Raw genomic sequence first — 19,495 nt, forward strand, 5'->3', positions numbered from 1 at the left:
AGTTAAAGGTCGAATCACGTTTCTAAAATAGAACGCAGTTCGACCTTTTGTTTTTATATTAACAATAGTAAAAATCCTAAAAATGTAATAAACAAGTAAATCCACTTTTCAAAATTATGATAAGTCGTATGATTTATTAGATACTTTCCAATAATGACTGAAATAATCAAACAAGGTATGCTCAATAAAAATAATGATACCGTTTGACTGGTCCATATACCTCCAGATGCTTGTCCAATTACTACAAATATCGCTGTAATTAAAAAATGTGCTTGTACCGTACTTCTAAAATCTTTAATATGCCAAGGTGACATTGTGCCATAAATTACAACTGGTACACCGTGTGAATTATACAAACTTCCTAATACACCTGAAATCATGCCTGTTAGGGTCGCCCAAATGTTAGATTTCAATATGATGTTATATCTGTTTTTAAAAAACGTGATTTTTCCAAACGCATATATACCATAAAATATTAAAAATAGTCCTAACATCAATTGTATATAAGAGGTTGTAATATGCTGTAAAATTAATATGCCGATTGGAACACCTAATAAACTCCCTAACAACATCAATAATAATACTTTGATTTTTATATTTCTATAATCTAAAAATATATTTAAACTCGCTACTGTTAGTCCAGCCAACCCCACCAGTGAAATAGATGTATGTAAATTTAATCCTATCAATGCTAAAAGTGGCATACTCACGAGTGCTTCCCCAAAACCAAAATATGTTCTGACTAATCCACCTAAAAATATAGAAATCAAAATGTAAACTAAAAATAAATCCATGCTTTAACTCCTGATTCAATGCGTCATCAATAACAGCCATATCTCTTCTATTAATATTATGTTACTTATTAATTTATTTTGTTAACACTTACTAACGCTTATAATAATAACATTCATAAACTATCAAATTGATTATATCAAACTTTCATTATAATATTTTAAAAATCAGAGCACGCTTTATTCTACTATCATTCATAAACGCTCAAACTTGCTTTTTTTCTAAAAAGGAAATATATTATACAAAACTAGTATATTTTTTATACCATTAGTGTTTAATCTACACGATAGTGGTTATGAGTATTGAGAAGTTTTATTACTACCATACTTAAAACACAAGCAACTAGAAAGTTTATTACGAGGAGGTATTATATGAATATCGTTGGTCACCATCACATTTCAATGTATACAAAAAACGCTCAAAAAAACAAAGATTTTTATACTCAAATTTTAGGACTAAGACTGGTTGAAAAGTCAGTTAACCAAGATAATCCTAAAATGTACCATTTGTTTTTTGGAGATGAAATTGGTTCGGCTGGGACACTATTAAGTTTTTTTGAAATACCACTTTTAGGAAAAAACCGTCCTGGAACTGATTCTATATATCGCTTATCATTACTTATACCTGACGAAAGTGCTTTGAATTTTTTTAAAGAAAGATTAAGTCAATTCAATATTACATGGACACCGTTAGTTTATTTAAATCAGCCTGCCATTACCTTTAAAGATATAGATGGTTTGGAGATCATTTTATTAGTTAATGACAATTATTATACACCAAATGCTTGGAGAAAAAATCCATATACTGAGATACCTGAGCAATACCAAATTTTAGGAATGGGTCCTGTAGAACTAAGAGTTAAAAATGCTCAAGCTACACTCGATTTTTTTAAAAATAGCTTATCATATACACTTAGAAGTGATTTAAACGAAACCGTGATGACTTTAGATCATAACGGATTATATACTGATTTTGTTATTGTAGAACAACAAGGTGAACGTGCTCGACCTGGCCAAGGTTATGTGCACCATATTGCTGTTAATACACCAAAAGATAGTGATTTAAATTCAATTCATAAAATAATAGAGCAACAACCTGAAAATAACTCAGGAATTATAGACCGATATTTTTTCAAATCTTTATATTTTAGACAAAACCGTATTTTATACGAATTTGCCACGGAAGAACCTGGGTTTACAGTAGATACAAAAATAGAAGATTTGGGCAAACATTTAAATTTACCAGACTTTATGGAACCACAACGTACAGAAATTGAAAATAATCTACTTGAATTATAGAAAGGTGATTATATGGCACAGTTAAAAATGAATGAAAATACTCCATTAGAATTTGGACTCTACTCATTGGGTGACCATTTATTAAATCCACATAATGGAGAAAAAGTGAGTTATGAACAAAGAATTAATGAACTTATTGAAGCTAGTCAATTAGCTGAACAGGCTGGTATTGATGTATTTGGTATCGGTGAAAGCCATCAAGAACATTTTACAACACAAGCACATACAGTAGTTTTAGGTGCCATAGCACAAGCCACTAAAACAATAAAAATTTCCAGTTCTTCTAGTATTATAAGTGCTGCAGATCCTGTAAGGGTATTTGAAGATTTTGCTACTTTAGACTTAATTTCACATGGCCGAGCTGAAATTGTAGCAGGTCGCGCTTCACGTACAGGTATATTTGATTTATTTGGATTAGATTTGAATAATTATGACGAACTTTATGAAGAAAAACTTAATTTATTAATGGAATTAAATAAAACCGATAAAATTACTTGGTCAGGCAAATTTAGACCTGATTTAAATAACATAAAGATTTTCCCACGTCCAATTGATGACACATTACCTATTTGGCGTGCAGTTGGAGGCCCTCCCGCAAGTGCTATCAAAGCAGGTAGACAAGGTATACCTATGATGATTACAACACTCGGCGGTCCAGCAATGACCTTTAAAGAGTCTATTGAACAATACAGACTCACTGCACAAGAAAATGGTTTTGATCATTCACCGGAATCTTTACCAGTATCCACAGCAAGTTTATTTTATACTGCTAACACAACTCAAGATGCTTTGAAAGAGTTCTATCCACATCTAAATGTTGGAATGTCATTTATCAGAGGTACAGGTTATCCAAAACAACAATTTGCAAAAGCTCCTGATTATAGAGATGCTTTAATGGTTGGTAGCCCACAACAAATCATCGAAAAAATTCTGTATCAACATGAATTATACAATCACCAACGATTTATGGCTCAAATTGATTTTGGTGGTGTTCCGTTTAATAAAATTATGAAGAATATAGAACTTATAGGTAATGAGATTATTCCAGCTGTAAAAAAACATTTAAGAAAGTAGGTCAATGATACTATGAATATTGTATTACTATCTGGCTCTATCGTTGGTTCAAAAACACGTACTGCCATGACTTATTTGAATCAAGCACTTAATAATCAAGATGATACGCATCACGTTAATTTTATAGATTTAAAAGAGTTAGAATTGGTGTTTAGTGATGGAAGAAATTATTTAGATTATAGTGGCGATACGTTATATCTTACTCAAACTTTGATGAATGCTGATGTCATTTTCATCGGATTTCCTATCTTCCAAGCTTCCATTCCAGGTACATTAAAAAATGTGTTTGATTTACTACCAGTTAATGCATTTAAAGATAAAATAGTAAGCATACTTGCTACTGCTGGATCACCAAAACATTATCTCATCCCAGAAATACAACTAAAACCAATATTAGGTTATATGAAAGCACATATTATGCAAACTTATGTATTTATAGAAGAACGCTATTTTTCAAATAATGAGATTGTAAACGATGATATTTTATTTAGGATAGATGATTTAGTTTCATCTACATTACGTACTTCAAAAGCATATGCACAAGTTTTGAAAGAAGAAGAAGATCAATATGATTTCTAATTAATGATCATCAATATATTAAAATTCACGGTTACTAAGTTTTAAGACTTATTTTGTTTACATTATTAGGAACAAAATAAGTCTTTTTTAATTACTATATATCATTAATTTTATTAAAAAAGCACTTTAGAGACTAGACTTTTAATCTAATCATTCCAAAGTGCTTATAAATCCAATGAAACTTTTTAAATTTTAAACTTAATGTTCTGTGTTTTTATCACTTTTTAAGTATCTTCTATAAACAATCATTAATCCTAAAATTCCAAATAGAATTTCGAATGCATAAGGGTTATTTTTGTCTAATCCACTATACGGTAAATTCATATTGAAATTATTTTCTTTGTTTGGATTTACAAATAATTTTTTGTTTAATCTTTCAAGATTGTGGTGATTATTTTGAACATTAAATTGACGTGAATGTATGTCTAGCGACTTATTATTTTTAGTTGCTTTTTCGTCATTTTCAAAATGACTTGAATTATATTTGTCATTTATTTTATCCATACCTAATGACTGTTTCTTATCTGATATACCATTATTTTCTATATCTTTTACTTTTGATAGCATTTCAGATGTGACTTTATCTAAGTTAGTCTGTAATTCAGCAATATTTGATGTACCGTTTGGCAAGTTACTTATTTTTTCTTTTGCAATTCGTTTTAATGAATCTAATTTTTCTATTAGTTTGTCTAAATCAGCTTGCTCACTAGGAGTAATCAGACCATCTTTTCTAATCTCTTTTATCTTATTAATGATTTTTGTTTGTGCTGCTTTAGCGTCTGCAATTGCTTTTTTGGCTTCCGAAACTTGTTTTGTATCTTGAACACCATTACCATCTGCGTCGTTCACTTTTGGTGATGTTACAGATGTAATTTGATCTAGTTTTCTTTGTAATTCTGCTTTTCCTGCTGTGCCGTTCGGTACTTGGGCTAGCTTATCTTTCGCTGCTTGTTTTTCTTTATCTAATTTTTGAATCAATGCATCTACTTCGGCTTTCTCTTTTGGATTTACTAAACCATCTGATGTAATATCGGCCAGTTTAGTATCTACTGCTTCTTTTGTTGATTCTACTGCTTTGATTGCTTTTTCTGCCTCTGATAATTGTTCTACATCCAGAACACCATTGCTATCTGCGTCATTCACTTCTGGTGATGTTACGGAAGTAATTTGATTCAATCTTGTTTGTAACTCTGCTTTTCCTGCTGTGTTGTTCGGTACACTATCTAGTTTCTCTTGCGCTGCTTGTTTCGCAGTTTCTAATGTTTGAATCAATGCATCTACTTCGGCTTTTTCATCCGGTGTTACTAAACCATCTGCTGTGATCTCAGTCAATTTAGTATCTACTGCGGATTTTGCTTGTTCCGCATTCTCTATTGCTTTGCCTACTTCAGAAACATGTTGATTATCTATGTTACCGTCACTATCTACATCATTCACTTTTGGTGATACTACGGATGGGATTTGATTCAATCTTGTTTGTAGTTCATCTTTTCCTGCAGTACCATTTGGTATATTATTGAGTTTCTCTTGCGCCGTTTGTTTTGCAGTTTCTAATGCTTGGATTAATTGATCTACTGTGGATTTTTCATCTGGTGTTACTAAACCATCTGATGTTACTTCGGCTAATTTATTGTCCACTGCTGTTTTCGCTTGTTCCGCATTTATCACTGCTTGGTCTGCTTCGGATAACTGTTCCGTATCCAAGACTCCGTTACTATCTGCATCGTTCACCTCTGGTGATGTTACTGATGTGATATTATACAGTCTTGTTTGTAGATCGTCTTTTCCTGCAGTACCGTTTGGTACACTATCTAGTTTCTCTTTCGCTACTTGTTTCGCTGTTTCTAATGTTTGAATCAACGCATCTACTTCGGCTTTTTCATCAGGTGTCACCAGACCATCTGATGTTACATCTGTTACCTTATTGTCCACTGCTGTTTTCGCTTGTTCCGCATCCATCACAGCTTGAGTTGCTTCAGACAATTGATCTGTATCTAACACACCATTGCTATCCGCATCGTTTACTTTTGGTGATGTTATAGATGTGATATTATCTAGTCTCGTTTGTAACTCTGTCTTACTTGCAGTACCATTCGGTACATTATTGAGTTTTTCTTGCGCTTCTTGTTTCACGGTGTCTAATGCTTGGATTAACGCATCTACTTCGGATCTTTCATCAGGTGTTACTAAACCATCCGATGTTACATCTGTTAACTTCGTATCCACTGCTGTTTTTGCTTGTTCTGCATTCGCCACTGCTTGAGATGCTTCTGATAATTGGTCTGTATCTAAGACTCCGTTACTATCTGTATCATTTACTTCTGGTGATGTTATAGATGTGATATTATCTAGTCTCGTTTGTAACTCTGTCTTACCTGCGGTACCATTTGATACATTATTGAGTTTCTCTTGCGCCGTTTGTTTTGCAGTTTCTAATGTTTGAATTAACGCATCTACTTCGGATTTTTCATCTGGTGTTACTAAACCATCTGATGTTACATCTGTTAACTTATTATCTACTAAAGCTTTCGCTTGTTCCGCACTTGCTACTGCTTGCTCTGCTTCTGACAATTGATCTGTATCTAAGACTCCGTTACCATCCACATCATTTACTTCTGGTGATGTTACGGAGGCGATGTTATCTAATCTTGTTTGTAAATCATCTTTTCCTGCTGTACCATTCGGTACATTATCGAGCTTCTCTTTTGCTGCTTGTTTCGCACTTTCTAATGTTTGGATTAACGTATCTACTTCTGCCTTTTCATCTGGTGTCACTAATCCATCTGCTGTGATTTTAGTTAACTTCGTATCCACTGCAGTTTTTGCTTGCTCCGCACTCACTACTGCTTGACTTGCTTCGGATAATTGTTCAATATCTAACACGCCGTTACCATCCGCATCATTTACTTCTGGCGACGTTACAGATGTGATATTATCTAGTCTTGCTTGTAGCGTATCTTTTCCTACTGTACCATTTGGTACACTATCTAATTTTTCTTTAGCCGTTTGTTTTGCAGCTTCTATTGTTTGAATTAACGCGTCTACTTCGGCTTTTTCGTCTGGTGTTACTAGGCCATCCGTTGTGATTTCAGACAGTTTCGTATCCACTGCTGCTTTTGCTTGTTCCGCACTCGCTACTGCTTGCGATGCTTCGGATAATTGCTCCGTATCTAACACACCGTTATCATCTGCATCATTTATTTCCGGTGATATTACAGATGTGATGTTATTCAATCTTGTTTGTAATTCATCTTTACCCTCAGTACCATTCGGTACATTATCCAGTTTGTCTTTCGCTTCTTGTTTCACGGTGTCTAATACTTGGATTAACGCATCTACTTCTGCCTTTTCATCTGGTGTTACTAAACTATCTGCATTTATTTCAGTCAATTTTGAATCTACTGCTGTTTTTGCTTGTTCTGCACTCGCCACTGCTTGTTCTGCCACTGATAACTGTTCTGTATCTAACACGCCGTTACTATCCGCATCTGTTACTTCAGGTGAAGTTATAGAGACGACGTTATCTAGTCTTGTTTGGAGCGCATCTTTACTCGCAGTACCGTTTGGCACATTGTCTAGTTTTTCTTGAGCCGTTTGTTTCGCACTTTCTAATGCTTGGATTAACACATCTACTTCAGATTTTTCATCTGGTGTTACTAGGCCATCTGCTGTAATTTCTGCCACTTTTGTATCCACTGCCGTTTTTGCCTGTTCGGCATTCACTACTGCTTGAATTGCTTCGGACAATTGATTTGTATCTAGCACGCCGTTACTATCCGCGTCTGTTACTTCAGGTGACGTTACAAATGCGATGTTATCTAATCTTGTTTGTAAATGAGTTTTACCTACGGTACCACTTGGTACGCTATTTAGCTTATCTTGCGCTACTTGTTTTGCAGTTTCTAATGTTTGAATTAACGCGTCTACTTCAGACTTTTCATTCGGTGTTACTAAACCATCCGATGTTACATCTGCTAATTTATTATCCACCGCTGTTTTTGCTAGCTCTGCATTCGCTACTGCTTGAGACGCTTCGGATAATTGATCTGTATCCAAGACTCCATTACCATCCACATCGTTTACTTCTGGTGATGTTACAGAGGCGATGTTATCTAGTCTTGTTTGGAGCGCATCTTTACCCGCAGTACCGTTTGGCACACTATTGAGTTTCTCTTGCGCGGTTTGTTTTGTGCTTTCTAATGTTTGAATTAACGCGTCTACTTCGGCTTTTTCGTTTGGTGTCACTAATCCATCTGATGTTACATCTGCCATCTTAGTATCTACCGCGGATTTCGCTTGTTCTGCACTCACTACGGCTTGATTTGCCTCAGACAGTTGATCAGTATCTAAGACACCATTGCTATCCGCATCGTTCACTTCTGGTGACGTTACGGATGCGATGTTATCCAATCTTGTTTTCAACTCTGTTTTACCTGCGGTACCATTCGGTACATTATCTAACTTTTCTTGTGCTGTTTGTTTTGCAGTGTCTAATGCTTGGATTAAAGCATCTACTTCTGCTTTTTCATCCGGTGTTACTAAACCATCAGATGTTACTTCTGCCATCTTAGTATCTACCGCGGATTTCGCCTTTTCTGCATTCACTACGGCTTGAGACGCTTCGGATAATTGATCTGTATCCAAGACTCCATTACCATCCACATCGTTCACTTCTGGCGATATTACAGATGAGATACTATCCAATCTTGTTTGTAAATCACCTTTACCTGCAGTACCGTTCGGTACGCTATTTACCTTCTCTTTCGCCGTTTGCTTCGCTGTTTCTAATGCTTGGATTAACGCATCTACTGCTGTTTTCTCATCTGGTGTTACTAAACCGTCTGATGTTACTTCTGCCATCTTAGTATCTACCGCGGATTTCGCCTTTTCTGCATTCACTACGGCTTGAGATGCTTCTGATAATTGATCTGTGTCCAAGGCTCCATTACTATCTGCATCGTTTACTTCTGGTGATGTTATGGATGCGATGTTGTCTAATCTTGTTTGTAAATCTGTCTTACCTACGGTACTAGATGGCACACTATTTACCTTTTCTTGTGCTGTTTGTTTTGCGCTTTCTAATCCTTGGATTAACGCATCTACTGCTGATTTCTCATCCGGAGTCACTAAGCCATCTACTGTTACTTCTGCCAACTTCGTATCTACTGATCTTTTTGCTTGTTCTGCATTAGTCACTGCTTGCGTTGCTTCAGACAATTGATCTGTATCTAACATGCCATTACTATCCGCATCATTCACTTCTGGTGACGTTACTGATGAGATACTATCCAATCTTGTTTGGAGATCAGCCTTACCTTCGGTACTAGACGGTACACTATTTACCTTTTCTTGTGCTGTTTGTTTCGTTGCTTCTAATGTTTGAACCAACGCATCTACTTCAGATTTTTCATCTGGTGTTACTAGACCATCAGATGTTACTTCTGCCAACTTCGTATCTACTGATCTTTTTGCTTGTTCTGCATTCGCTACTGCTTGAGACGCTACGGATAATTGATCTGTATCCAAGACTCCATTACTATCTGCGTCATTTACTTCTGGTGATGTTACTGACACGATGTTATCTAATCTTGTTTGTAGCTCGTCTTTACCTACGGTACCGCTCGGTACAGTGTTTAGTTTTTCTGTTGCCGTTTGTTTTGCTGTTTCTAATGTTTGTATTAACGCATCTACTGCTGCTTTTTCGTCCGGAGTCACTAAACCATCTGCTGTTACTTCTGCCAATTTCGTATCCACTGCGGTTTTTGCTTGTTCTGCATTCACTACAGCTTGCGTTGCTTCGGACAATTGTTCCGTATCCAAGACTCCGTTACCATCCACATCGTTTACTTCTGGTGATGTTACTGATGCAATGTTATCTAATCTTGTTTGGAGTTCACCTTTGCCTGCAGTACCGTTCGGTACGCTATTTACCTTCTCTTGGGCTGTTTGTTTCGCTGCTTCTAATGTTTGAACCAATGCATCTACTTCAGCTTTTTCATCTGGCGTCACTAATCCATCTGCTGTTACTTCTGCCAATTTCGTATCCACTGCGGTTTTTGCTTGTTCTGCATTCACTACAGCTTGCGTTGCTTCGGACAATTGATCTGTATCCAAGACTCCGTTACCATCTGCATCATTTACTTCTGGTGATGTTACTGATGCAATGTTATCCAATCTTCTTTGTAAATCATCTTTACCTGCAGTACCGTTCGGTACGCTATTTACCTTCTCTTGCGCTGTTTGTTTCGCTGCTTCTAATGTTTGAACCAATGCATCTACTGCTGATTTCTCATCTGGAGTCACTAAACCATCTGCTGTTACTTCTGCCATCTTAGTATCTACCGCGGATTTCGCTTGTTCTGCACTCGCTACTGCTTGGTCTGCTTCTGATAATTGTTCAATATCTAACACACCGTTACCATCCGCATCATTTACCTCTGGTGACGTTACAGATGTGATATTATCCAGTCTTGTTTGTAACGCGTCTTTTCCTGCTGTACCATTCGGGACGTTATTGAGTTTCTCTTTTGCTGCTTGTTTCGCAGTTTCTAATGTTTGAATTAATGCTTCTACGTTTGTTTTTTCATCCGGTGTCACTAATCCATCTGCTGTAATCTCAGATAATTTCGTATCCACTGCTGTTTTTGCTTGTTCCGCACTCGTCACTGCTTGCTCTGCCTCGGACAATTGGTCTGTATCTAGCACACCATTACTATCCGCATCATCTACTTCTGGTGACGTTACTGAAGTGATATTATCTAGTCTTGTTTGTAAACCAGTTTTACCTGCGGTACCATTCGGTACGCTACTTACCTTCTCTTGCGCTGTTTGTTTCGCACTTTCTAATGCTTGAATCAATGCATCTACGTCTGCTTTTTCATCTGGGGTTACTAAACCATCTGATGTTACATCTGCCATCTTAGTATCTACCGCGGATTTCGCTTGTTCCGCATTCATCACTGCTTGTGATGCTTCCGACAATTGATCTGTATCCAAGACTCCGTTACTATCTGCATCGTTCACTTCTGGTGATGTTACAGATGTGATATTATCTAGTCTCGTTTGTAACTCTGTCTTACCTGCGGTACCATTTGGTACATTATCTAGCTTTTCTTTAGTCATGTGTTTCGTAGTTTCTAATGCTTGAATCAATGCATCTACTTCTGCTTTTTCATCTGGGGTTATTAGACCATCAGATGTTACTTCTGCCAATTTCGTATCCACTGCTGCTTTTGCTTGTTCTGCATTCACTATGGCTTGAGATGCCTCAGACAATTGTTCAGTATCCAAAACTCCGTTACCATCTACATCGTTTACTTCTGGTGATGTTACTGACACGATGTTATCTAATCTTGTTTTCAACTCTGTTTTACCTGCGGTACCATTCGGTACGTTATTGAGTTTCTCTTTTGCTGCTTGTTTCGCAGTTTCTAATGCTTGAATCAATGCATCTACTTCTGCTTTTTCATCCGGTGTTACTAAACCATCCGATGTTACATCTGCCATCTTAGTATCTACCGTGGTTTTCGCTTGTTCTGCATTCACTACGGCTTGAGATGCTTCTGATAATTGATCCGTATCCAAGACTCCATTACTGTCTACATCGTTTACTTCTGGTGACGTTACAGATGAGATACTATCCAATCTTGTTTGGAGATCAGCCTTACCTTCGGTACTAGACGGTACACTATTTACCTTTTCTTGGGCTGTTTGCTTCGCGCTTTCTAATGTTTGAACCAATGCATCTACTTCAGATTTTTCATCTGGCGTCACTAATCCATCTGCTGTTACTTCTGCCAATTTCGTATCCACTGCGGTTTTTGCTTGTTCTGCATTCACTACAGCTTGCGTTGCTTCGGACAATTGATCTGTATCCAAGACTCCATTACTATCTGCGTCATTTACTTCTGGTGATGTTACAGATGTGATATTATCTAGTCTCGTTTGTAACTCTGTCTTACCTGCGGTACCATTTGGTACATTATCTAGCTTTTCTTTAGCCATGTGTTTCGTAGTTTCTAATGCTTGAATCAATGCATCTACGTCTGCTTTTTCATCTGGAGTCACTAAACCATCTGCTGTTACTTCTGCCATCTTAGTATCTACCGCGGATTTCGCTTGTTCTGCACTCGCTACTGCTTGGTCTGCTTCTGATAATTGTTCAATATCTAACACACCGTTACCATCCGCATCATTTACCTCTGGTGACGTTACAGATGTGATATTATCCAGTCTTGTTTGTAACGCGTCTTTTCCTGCTGTACCATTCGGGACGTTATTGAGTTTCTCTTTTGCTGCTTGTTTCGCAGTTTCTAATGTTTGAATTAATGCTTCTACGTTTGTTTTTTCATCCGGTGTCACTAATCCATCTGCTGTAATCTCAGATAATTTCGTATCCACTGCGGTTTTTGCTTGTTCCGCACTCGTCACTGCTTGCTCTGCCTCGGACAATTGGTCTGTATCTAGCACACCATTACTATCCGCATCATCTACTTCTGGTGACGTTACTGAAGTGATATTATCTAGTCTTGTTTGTAAACCAGTTTTACCTGCGGTACCATTCGGTACGCTACTTACCTTCTCTTGCGCTGTTTGTTTCGCACTTTCTAATGTTTGAATCAATGCATCTACGTCTGCTTTTTCATCTGGTGTTACTAAACCATCTGATGTTACATCTACCATCTTAGTATCTACCGCGGATTTCGCTTGTTCCGCACTCGTCACTGCTTGCTCTGCCTCGGACAATTGGTCTGTATCTAGCACACCATTACTATCCGCATCGTTCACTTCTGGTGATGTTACAGATGTGATATTATCTAGTCTCGTTTGTAACTCTGTCTTACCTGCGGTACCATTTGGTACATTATCTAGCTTTTCTTTAGCCATGTGTTTCGTAGTTTCTAATGCTTGAATCAATGCATCTACTTCTGCTTTTTCATCTGGTGTTACTAAACCATCTGATGTTACATCTGCCATCTTAGTATCTACCGCGGTTTTCGCTTGTTCTGCACTCGTCACTGCTTGCTCTGCCACCGACAATTGGTCTGTATCTAGCACACCATTACTATCTACATCGTTTACTTCTGGTGACGTTACTGACACGATGTTATCTAATCTTGTTTGAAGCTCTGTCTTACCTTCGGTATTAGACGGTACGCTATTTACTTTCTCTTGTGCTGCTTGTTTCGTAGTTTCTAATGCTTGGATTAAAGCATCTACTTCTGCTTTTTCGTCCGGAGTCACTAAACCATCTGCTGTTACTTCTGCCAATTTCGTATCCACTGCGGTTTTTGCTTGTTCTGCATTCACTACAGCTTGCGTTGCTTCGTACAATTGTTCCGTATCCAAGACTCCGTTACCATCCACATCGTTTACTTCTGGTGATGTTACTGATGCAATGTTATCTAATCTTGTTTGGAGTTCACCTTTGCCTGCAGTACCGTTCGGTACGCTATTTACCTTCTCTTGGGCTGTTTGTTTCGCTGCTTCTAATGTTTGAACCAATGCATCTACTTCAGATTTTTCATCTGGCGTCACTAATCCATCTGCTGTTACTTGTGTCACCTTATTATCTACTGCTGCTTTTGCTTGTTCCGCATTCGCTACTGCTTGACCTGCCTCTGATAATTGGTCTGTATCTAGCACTCCGTTACTATCCGCATCGTTCACTTCTGGTGGCGTTACGGATGTGATGTTATTTAACCTTGTTTGTAAATCAGTCTTTCCTGCTATAATATCTGCTACACTATCTACTTTCTCTTTTGCTAATTGTTTCGCAGTTTCTAATGTTTGTATTAAAGCGTCTACTTCTGCCTTTTCCTCTGGTGTTACTAAACTATCTGAATTAATCTCAGTAAGTTTTGTATCAACTGCAGCTTTGGTTTGCTCGGCATTCGCTACCGCTTGAGCTGCTTCAGATAATTGTTCTGTATCTAAGACGCCGTTGCTATCCGCGTCGTTCACTTCTGGTGATGTTACTGGTGTAATATCATCTATTCTTTTCCGTAATACATCTTTATTCGTAATTTCGTCCGGTAGAGCGTTTAACATTTGCATTGCTGATGATTTGGCTTTTTCAATATCTACATTCATTTTATCAATTTCAGCTTTTTCAGATGGGTTCACTAATTGATCTCGTGTTATCTCAACTAGTTTTGTTTCAGCTTGTTGTTTTAATTGTGTTACTACTCCGATTGCATCTTCTACTTTTTTTATTTTTTCTTTCTTTAAGGCCCCATTTATTGTATCTGCGACTTCTTGAATATTAACAGCTTTGTTAGTAATATTTACACCTCTTAATACATTTTGATCCAAAGTATCACTTAGAATATAACCAAATAACTTGTCTTTATTCACATCAATATACTGGTTGGCATCAAATGAAATATAAAATTTAACTGTACCTCCTGAACCGCCGCCTCTATCAGGATCTCCATTTCTACCACTGTCTGGACGTGTATATGAATAATAACCTAAATGATCTTGTCGCAGAATAAGTCTTTGTCTGCCTTCATAAACTGCTATAACTTTTTTTATTTTTTTATTAAGACTATCATTAGGTCTTATTGCATAATTTTCAAATCTGTATGTTCCTCTACCTTTTTCTTTTGACAATTCCATTGTTGCAATTAACGCTTCACCATCATGTAACACTTCATCTTTTACGATACCAAAATCATTTTTAGTTACATCATTTTGATTTGTAAATGTATATATATCTCGATAATTCGGATTATCACGATTAGCAGTTAAATTTTTCATTTTATATAGTAATTCGTTTATATTATTCGCTTGGCTCGATGTGAGTTTTCTATTTCCTGCTACAGAATAATCTCTATTAAAAATTCTGTCATAAGCAGATTTATTATTTTTTAATGAAGTTTGTCTAATAATATTTCTCAGAAATAATTTTCTTTCTTCTTCGGTTAATTCCGTTCTATTTTTTTCTACTTCATAAAATGCTGTTGTAATATTATCTCCCGCTCTTAGAGAATTATAAGATAATCTAGGACCAAAATAATGATAATTATTGTGCATGCCATTATAGTATCGATTTCTATCGATACTTCTGACTACTCGCGTTTTTGGAATATATTGCTTTTCTGGTTGCTTGTCATTCTTGATATCTTTTTCATTCGTACTCAAGCTTTTTTCTGCTTCGTTTTTCTCTATATTATTGTTTATCGTTTCAATTTTCATTTCAGTAACTCTATTTTCCATAGAAGTCAAATTTTGATTAATCTGTCTTTCATTTTCGTTCAATTTTGCTTCACTTTTTATTGCAGTATCTGTTTTTTCGAGCTTTTCGATACCCTTTGGTTTTATATCTGTATCTGTTTTTTCAGTATCTAATGATTTTATTTCTTCACCATTTTTAATAGTTTCAGGTGTTTTTTCTTGTTTATCTCTTTGTTTATCTGATTCTTTAACATCTGAATGCTTTGGTTGTTCTATATTTTCAATAATAGCATTGGCATCGGCTTCTGATTGTTGCTGAGTTATATTAGTGCTATCCTGAATTAATTTTGTATCATTCGAAACACTTTCTTTTTCTATTTCTTTATTTTCAATTTCAGCTTGAGTTGGTTGCTGTATCGTGTCATTATTTTTTCTTTTTCTAATATATTATCAATGTTTGAATCATTTTTTGTATTCTCTATTTCTACTTTAGGAGGTGTTTCTTTTACTTCTTGTTGTTCTTTTTGTAAAGTATCAGCTTGGGCTTCTTCGCTGTGGTTAAAAATTAAAAAACTACCTAAAAGCACTGAAGCAGTTCCAATCGTAAATTTACGTATAGAATATCGATTATTTTTCCTAGCCATATACTCTTTAAATATCCTCATTGTTATCTAACTCTCCTTTTCGATAGTAAAATCATTTTTGATATTATTAAATTTAATGCAATTTATCCTTCTTAAATCATTATAATTTCAAATTTAATACTCAACACTACTTATAATGCGTCAGTAAAAAAATTGAATTTTTAAGTAAAATAGTGAGATTAAAACGTTTTACCATCAAAAATGATTGTTAATAAACATAAAAAAAGACATATAAAAACTGCAGTTTTTATATGTCCTTTATTAGTTATTTATTATTTAAAGTTCATTCGATACATGTGCTCGCTTTGAATTTTAATTCAAACGCGTTATTGCTAATCCTTCAGTTGGCTCAAAAATTGTCATTTCTTTTTTATTTAGTAAGTCTTCTGATAAATGTAATTCAGTAATTTTATTAGAATTATACCATTTAATATAAAATGTGCGTGTCGTTAAATTTAATACGGTTTGATACAACGTATAATGTAACTCATTTTCTTCATCTCTAACTGCACCTTTAGGTATACTCATGATTTCCAATAATTTAAATGCATTAAGTATGTCTTGTTCTGAACTATTTGTTGCTTCTTCTAAATAATTTTTCAAGTAAGCAATGCGAATAAATCTCTCCGCTGAAGTATATCCACCTGGTAAGTCATACGTGCCGCCTTCATTTCCTAAGGATTTCAAATTAATATTAGCAAAATTTCTTTCTTTTGGTTTTTGGGGTGAAATGTTTATATAATTCCTTAAATTTTCATAATGCCAATTTAAATCAGGGTTGTTAGTCAAAACGGCAACAGGATTGTCATTAACCACTATTTCACCTTTATTAAAAGTAAGCTCTACTGTTCTACCCGTATCATCAGAAATATGATAATGTAACGGCGGAACTTCAGAGAGGTCATTCAGAGTATGCGCCACAACATTGACAGATTGGGCATTTTTTATTAAATCAGCTATATTTTTGTTATAACCTAGTATCCAATTTATCACTTCATTTTGAGCAATATTCATATAGCCTGCTTTAGTTTCATTTGCGTAGGAAGCATAGCCTCTAAAATATTGTACTGAAACGCCAATGCCATGCTCGTTAACACCATCTCCAAATAAAAATCCTTCCATATCGCTGCCAGAACCTACGAAGCCATACAATGTTTCACCTTTATACTCTACACGCGATTCCCAGTAATAGTGGCGTGGTTGAACCGCTGGATTACCTTTTAAGTGATAAACAAAATCCATTGTTCGACCTAATATAGCTTGATGATTTTCAGACATAAATGAAAAACCTGTACACATTGCGCATACGCTCCTTTATTAGCAATTTGCTAAATCTATTTTTTTTCTTAATTATGATTGTAATTAACTTTAAATCATATTAATAGCAATTCGCCTCAGTTTCAGGACACAGATATAACCACAATGTTAAATTATATACTCATGGATTCTACCATCGACTAATGATTTTTGCACATCGATTACACGTTGATTTAATGAACCTTTATAAGGTAAATTGGGCTTATATAAGTGATGCATGAAAGGACCGTCGACGAGTACATCTATAATTTTCAATAATTCATTTCTCTGAGATTGATCGTTCCTTAAGTATTCAAATAAAAATCCAGTCCATACCCATAAAGTTTTTTCATAACCAAAACGTTGTCTAAATGCATGAGCACATTTGAGTGTTATGTCTAAGTTGCAAAATGGCTCCCCACCTAAAATGCTTAAACCTTCTATATAATTCGGTTCACAATTTTCTATTACTTCTTTCAAAATTTCATCATTAAATTTTTCACCATATTTAAAATTTTGTGCTACTTTATTATAGCAATTTAAACATGCAAATGGACATCCTGAAACATATAAACTACATCTCACACCTTCGCCATCTACGAAACTTTGCGACTCTATTTTGGCAATATAACCTTGTCCATTTATGATATTTAATATTGTCATATCGATTGATCTTTCATATGTTTTACTCTTGCACAAATTTCTTATGTCTACCTTCGATTGTAGGACGTTGCACTGGATTACCTAAATAGCCACATGTTCGTTTTACTACATCTACGGTTTTAGGGTCGCTATTTCCACATTCTGGACATTGATATCCTGATGCAGTTGTTTTAAAGTCACCTTTAAAATCACATAAACGACAATGATCTATAGGAATATTTGTTCCTAGATAACTAACTTTGTCATATGAATAATCCCAAACCGCTTCTAATGCTTTAATGTTATGGTCTAATTTTGGATATTCACAATAATGTATGTAACCACCACTAGCATAAAATGGATAATCTTTCTCAAAATCTATCTTTTCAAATGGTGTAATATCTTTTCGCACATCGTAGTGGAACGAATTTTGATAATACCCCTTGCTTGTAATATCTAATATATCGCCGAATTTTTCTCTATCTAATCTGCAAAAACGATCTGTTAATGATTCACTTGGTGTACTATATATACTAAACCAAATGTCGTAGCGTTCAGTCCATTCCAATTGATAAACTTTCATAGCTTTTAAAATTTGTAAGGTGAAGGCTTTACCTCTTGCAGTTTTTTCCCACTCAGGGCCATAAAAAACAGTAGCTGCCTCATACAGACCAATATAACCTATCGATAACGTAGCACGTTTGTTTTTAAATAATGACATAACACTCTCTTCATCACTTAAACGATGTTTAAACGCACCATTTTTATATAAAATTGGAGCGTTATCAGGTGTAGCTTGTTCCATACGTTTAATGCGATAAACTAATGCGTCGTGCATAATTTGCATTCGTTTATGAAAGATTTCCCAAAACTTTTCCATATCACCATCTGATTCTATAGCTATTCTCGGCACATTAAGCGTCACTACACCTAAATTACATCTTCCATTATTTTCTGCTTCACCTTGCTCATTTTTCCATACTGGTAAAAAAGAACGACAACCCATTGGCGCTTTAAAATCACCTAAAATTTCTACAGTTTTATCATAATTTAATATATCTGGATACATTCTTTTTGTAGAACACTCTAATGCTAATTTTTTAATATCATAATTAGGGTCATCTTCACTAAAATTCACACCTTTTTTAATAGAAAAAACTAATTTAGGAAAGATAGCTGTTATACGGTCTTTTCCAAGTCCTTTTATTCGTGTTTTCAATATCGCTTGTTGAATTTTTCTACTATATTCATCTATACCTAGACCAAAACCAAGAGTGACAAATGGCGTTTGTCCATTTGAAGTATAAAGTGTATTTATTTCGTATTCTAGACTTTCAATTGCGTCATTAATATCTTGGGTGATTTGATAATCAACATATGCATCAATATGTGTATCATCAACAAATTGTTGTGCCAATTTTCTATGTTTTGCTTCGTTATATTTTACGTAATCACTTAATAATTCGTCTACTCGATCAATGGTACAACCCCCGTATTGACTACTAGAGACGTTGGCAATAATTTGTACAAGCTGAGCAGAAGCTGTTTGAATTGATTTTGGCGATGTCACAGATGCATTGCCAATTCGAAATCCATGTTTCAACATATTTTTAGCATCAATTAAACAACAGTTAGTGAGTGGTTGAAATGGGTGATAATCTAAGTCATGGAAATGTATATCTCCACTTTTATGTGCTTCAGCTATATGTTTAGGTAATAAGTAATCCAAAGCATATGATTTAGATACAACACCTGCTGTTAAATCTCTCATTGTAGAAAAAGTGGCACTATCTTTATTAGCATTTTCGTTAATAACTGTTGGATCTTTTGTAATAAGTTTCGTTAAATTTTGTTCTAATTTATTCATTTTACCCCTTCTTTTCTATATATTGTATATAAAAATAATTTATACCACAATATATAGTGTTTCAATGTTGAGAAGAGCTGTTAACAAATATGTCACAAATTTGTTACGATTTAAGAAACTTTAAT

Annotated in this window: 8 protein-coding genes and 1 pseudogene; 3 read left to right on the top strand and 6 right to left on the bottom strand. The window is 35.3% G+C overall.

Going from position 1 to position 19,495, the window contains the following annotated elements; genetic code table 11:
- Positions 1–53: 53 nt before the first annotated feature.
- A complete protein-coding gene (locus tag MUA21_RS11945) occupies positions 54–794 on the bottom strand; it encodes a sulfite exporter TauE/SafE family protein (protein WP_262561372.1) in 741 nt (246 codons plus the stop codon).
- A 369-nt stretch (positions 795–1,163) separates the two neighbouring features.
- Between MUA21_RS11945 and MUA21_RS11950 the strand changes: the two genes are divergently transcribed.
- From MUA21_RS11950 to MUA21_RS11960, 3 genes are read left to right on the top strand one after another with little or no spacing between them, the layout of a single operon-like run.
- On the top strand, positions 1,164–2,090 hold the full coding sequence (locus MUA21_RS11950; RefSeq protein WP_262561373.1) for a VOC family protein: 927 nt from the start codon (positions 1,164–1,166) through the stop codon (positions 2,088–2,090).
- A 12-nt stretch (positions 2,091–2,102) separates the two neighbouring features.
- Complete coding sequence (locus tag MUA21_RS11955; RefSeq protein WP_262561374.1) at positions 2,103–3,164, top strand: LLM class flavin-dependent oxidoreductase; 1,062 nt, start codon at positions 2,103–2,105, stop codon at positions 3,162–3,164.
- 12 nt (positions 3,165–3,176) lie between these two features.
- Complete coding sequence (locus MUA21_RS11960; RefSeq protein WP_262561375.1) at positions 3,177–3,743, top strand: NADPH-dependent FMN reductase; 567 nt, start codon at positions 3,177–3,179, stop codon at positions 3,741–3,743.
- 198 nt (positions 3,744–3,941) lie between these two features.
- Here the strand turns inward: MUA21_RS11960 and MUA21_RS11965 are convergent, their stop codons facing one another.
- From MUA21_RS11965 to nrdD, 5 genes and pseudogenes are all read right to left on the bottom strand, one after another.
- Positions 3,942–15,005, bottom strand: a complete 11,064-nt coding sequence (locus tag MUA21_RS11965; RefSeq protein ID WP_262561376.1) for a GA-like domain-containing protein — start codon at positions 15,003–15,005, stop codon at positions 3,942–3,944.
- A gap of 290 nt (positions 15,006–15,295) precedes the next feature.
- Positions 15,296–15,586, bottom strand: a complete 291-nt coding sequence (locus MUA21_RS11970; RefSeq protein WP_262561377.1) for a YSIRK-type signal peptide-containing protein — start codon at positions 15,584–15,586, stop codon at positions 15,296–15,298.
- A gap of 291 nt (positions 15,587–15,877) precedes the next feature.
- Entirely contained in the window at positions 15,878–16,864 is a 987-nt protein-coding gene (locus MUA21_RS11975; protein ID WP_107520822.1) for a choloylglycine hydrolase family protein, read from the bottom strand.
- Positions 16,865–16,990: 126 nt separating this feature from the next.
- Complete coding sequence (nrdG, locus tag MUA21_RS11980) at positions 16,991–17,524, bottom strand: anaerobic ribonucleoside-triphosphate reductase activating protein (protein ID WP_107520821.1); 534 nt, start codon at positions 17,522–17,524, stop codon at positions 16,991–16,993.
- Positions 17,521–19,370: pseudogene (gene nrdD / locus MUA21_RS11985) on the bottom strand (anaerobic ribonucleoside-triphosphate reductase). The gene nrdG and the pseudogene nrdD overlap by 4 nt, the downstream one beginning before the upstream one ends.
- Positions 19,371–19,495 lie beyond the last annotated feature (125 nt).

The organism is Staphylococcus ureilyticus (assembly GCF_025558845.1).
GTDB lineage: Bacteria > Bacillota > Bacilli > Staphylococcales > Staphylococcaceae > Staphylococcus > Staphylococcus ureilyticus.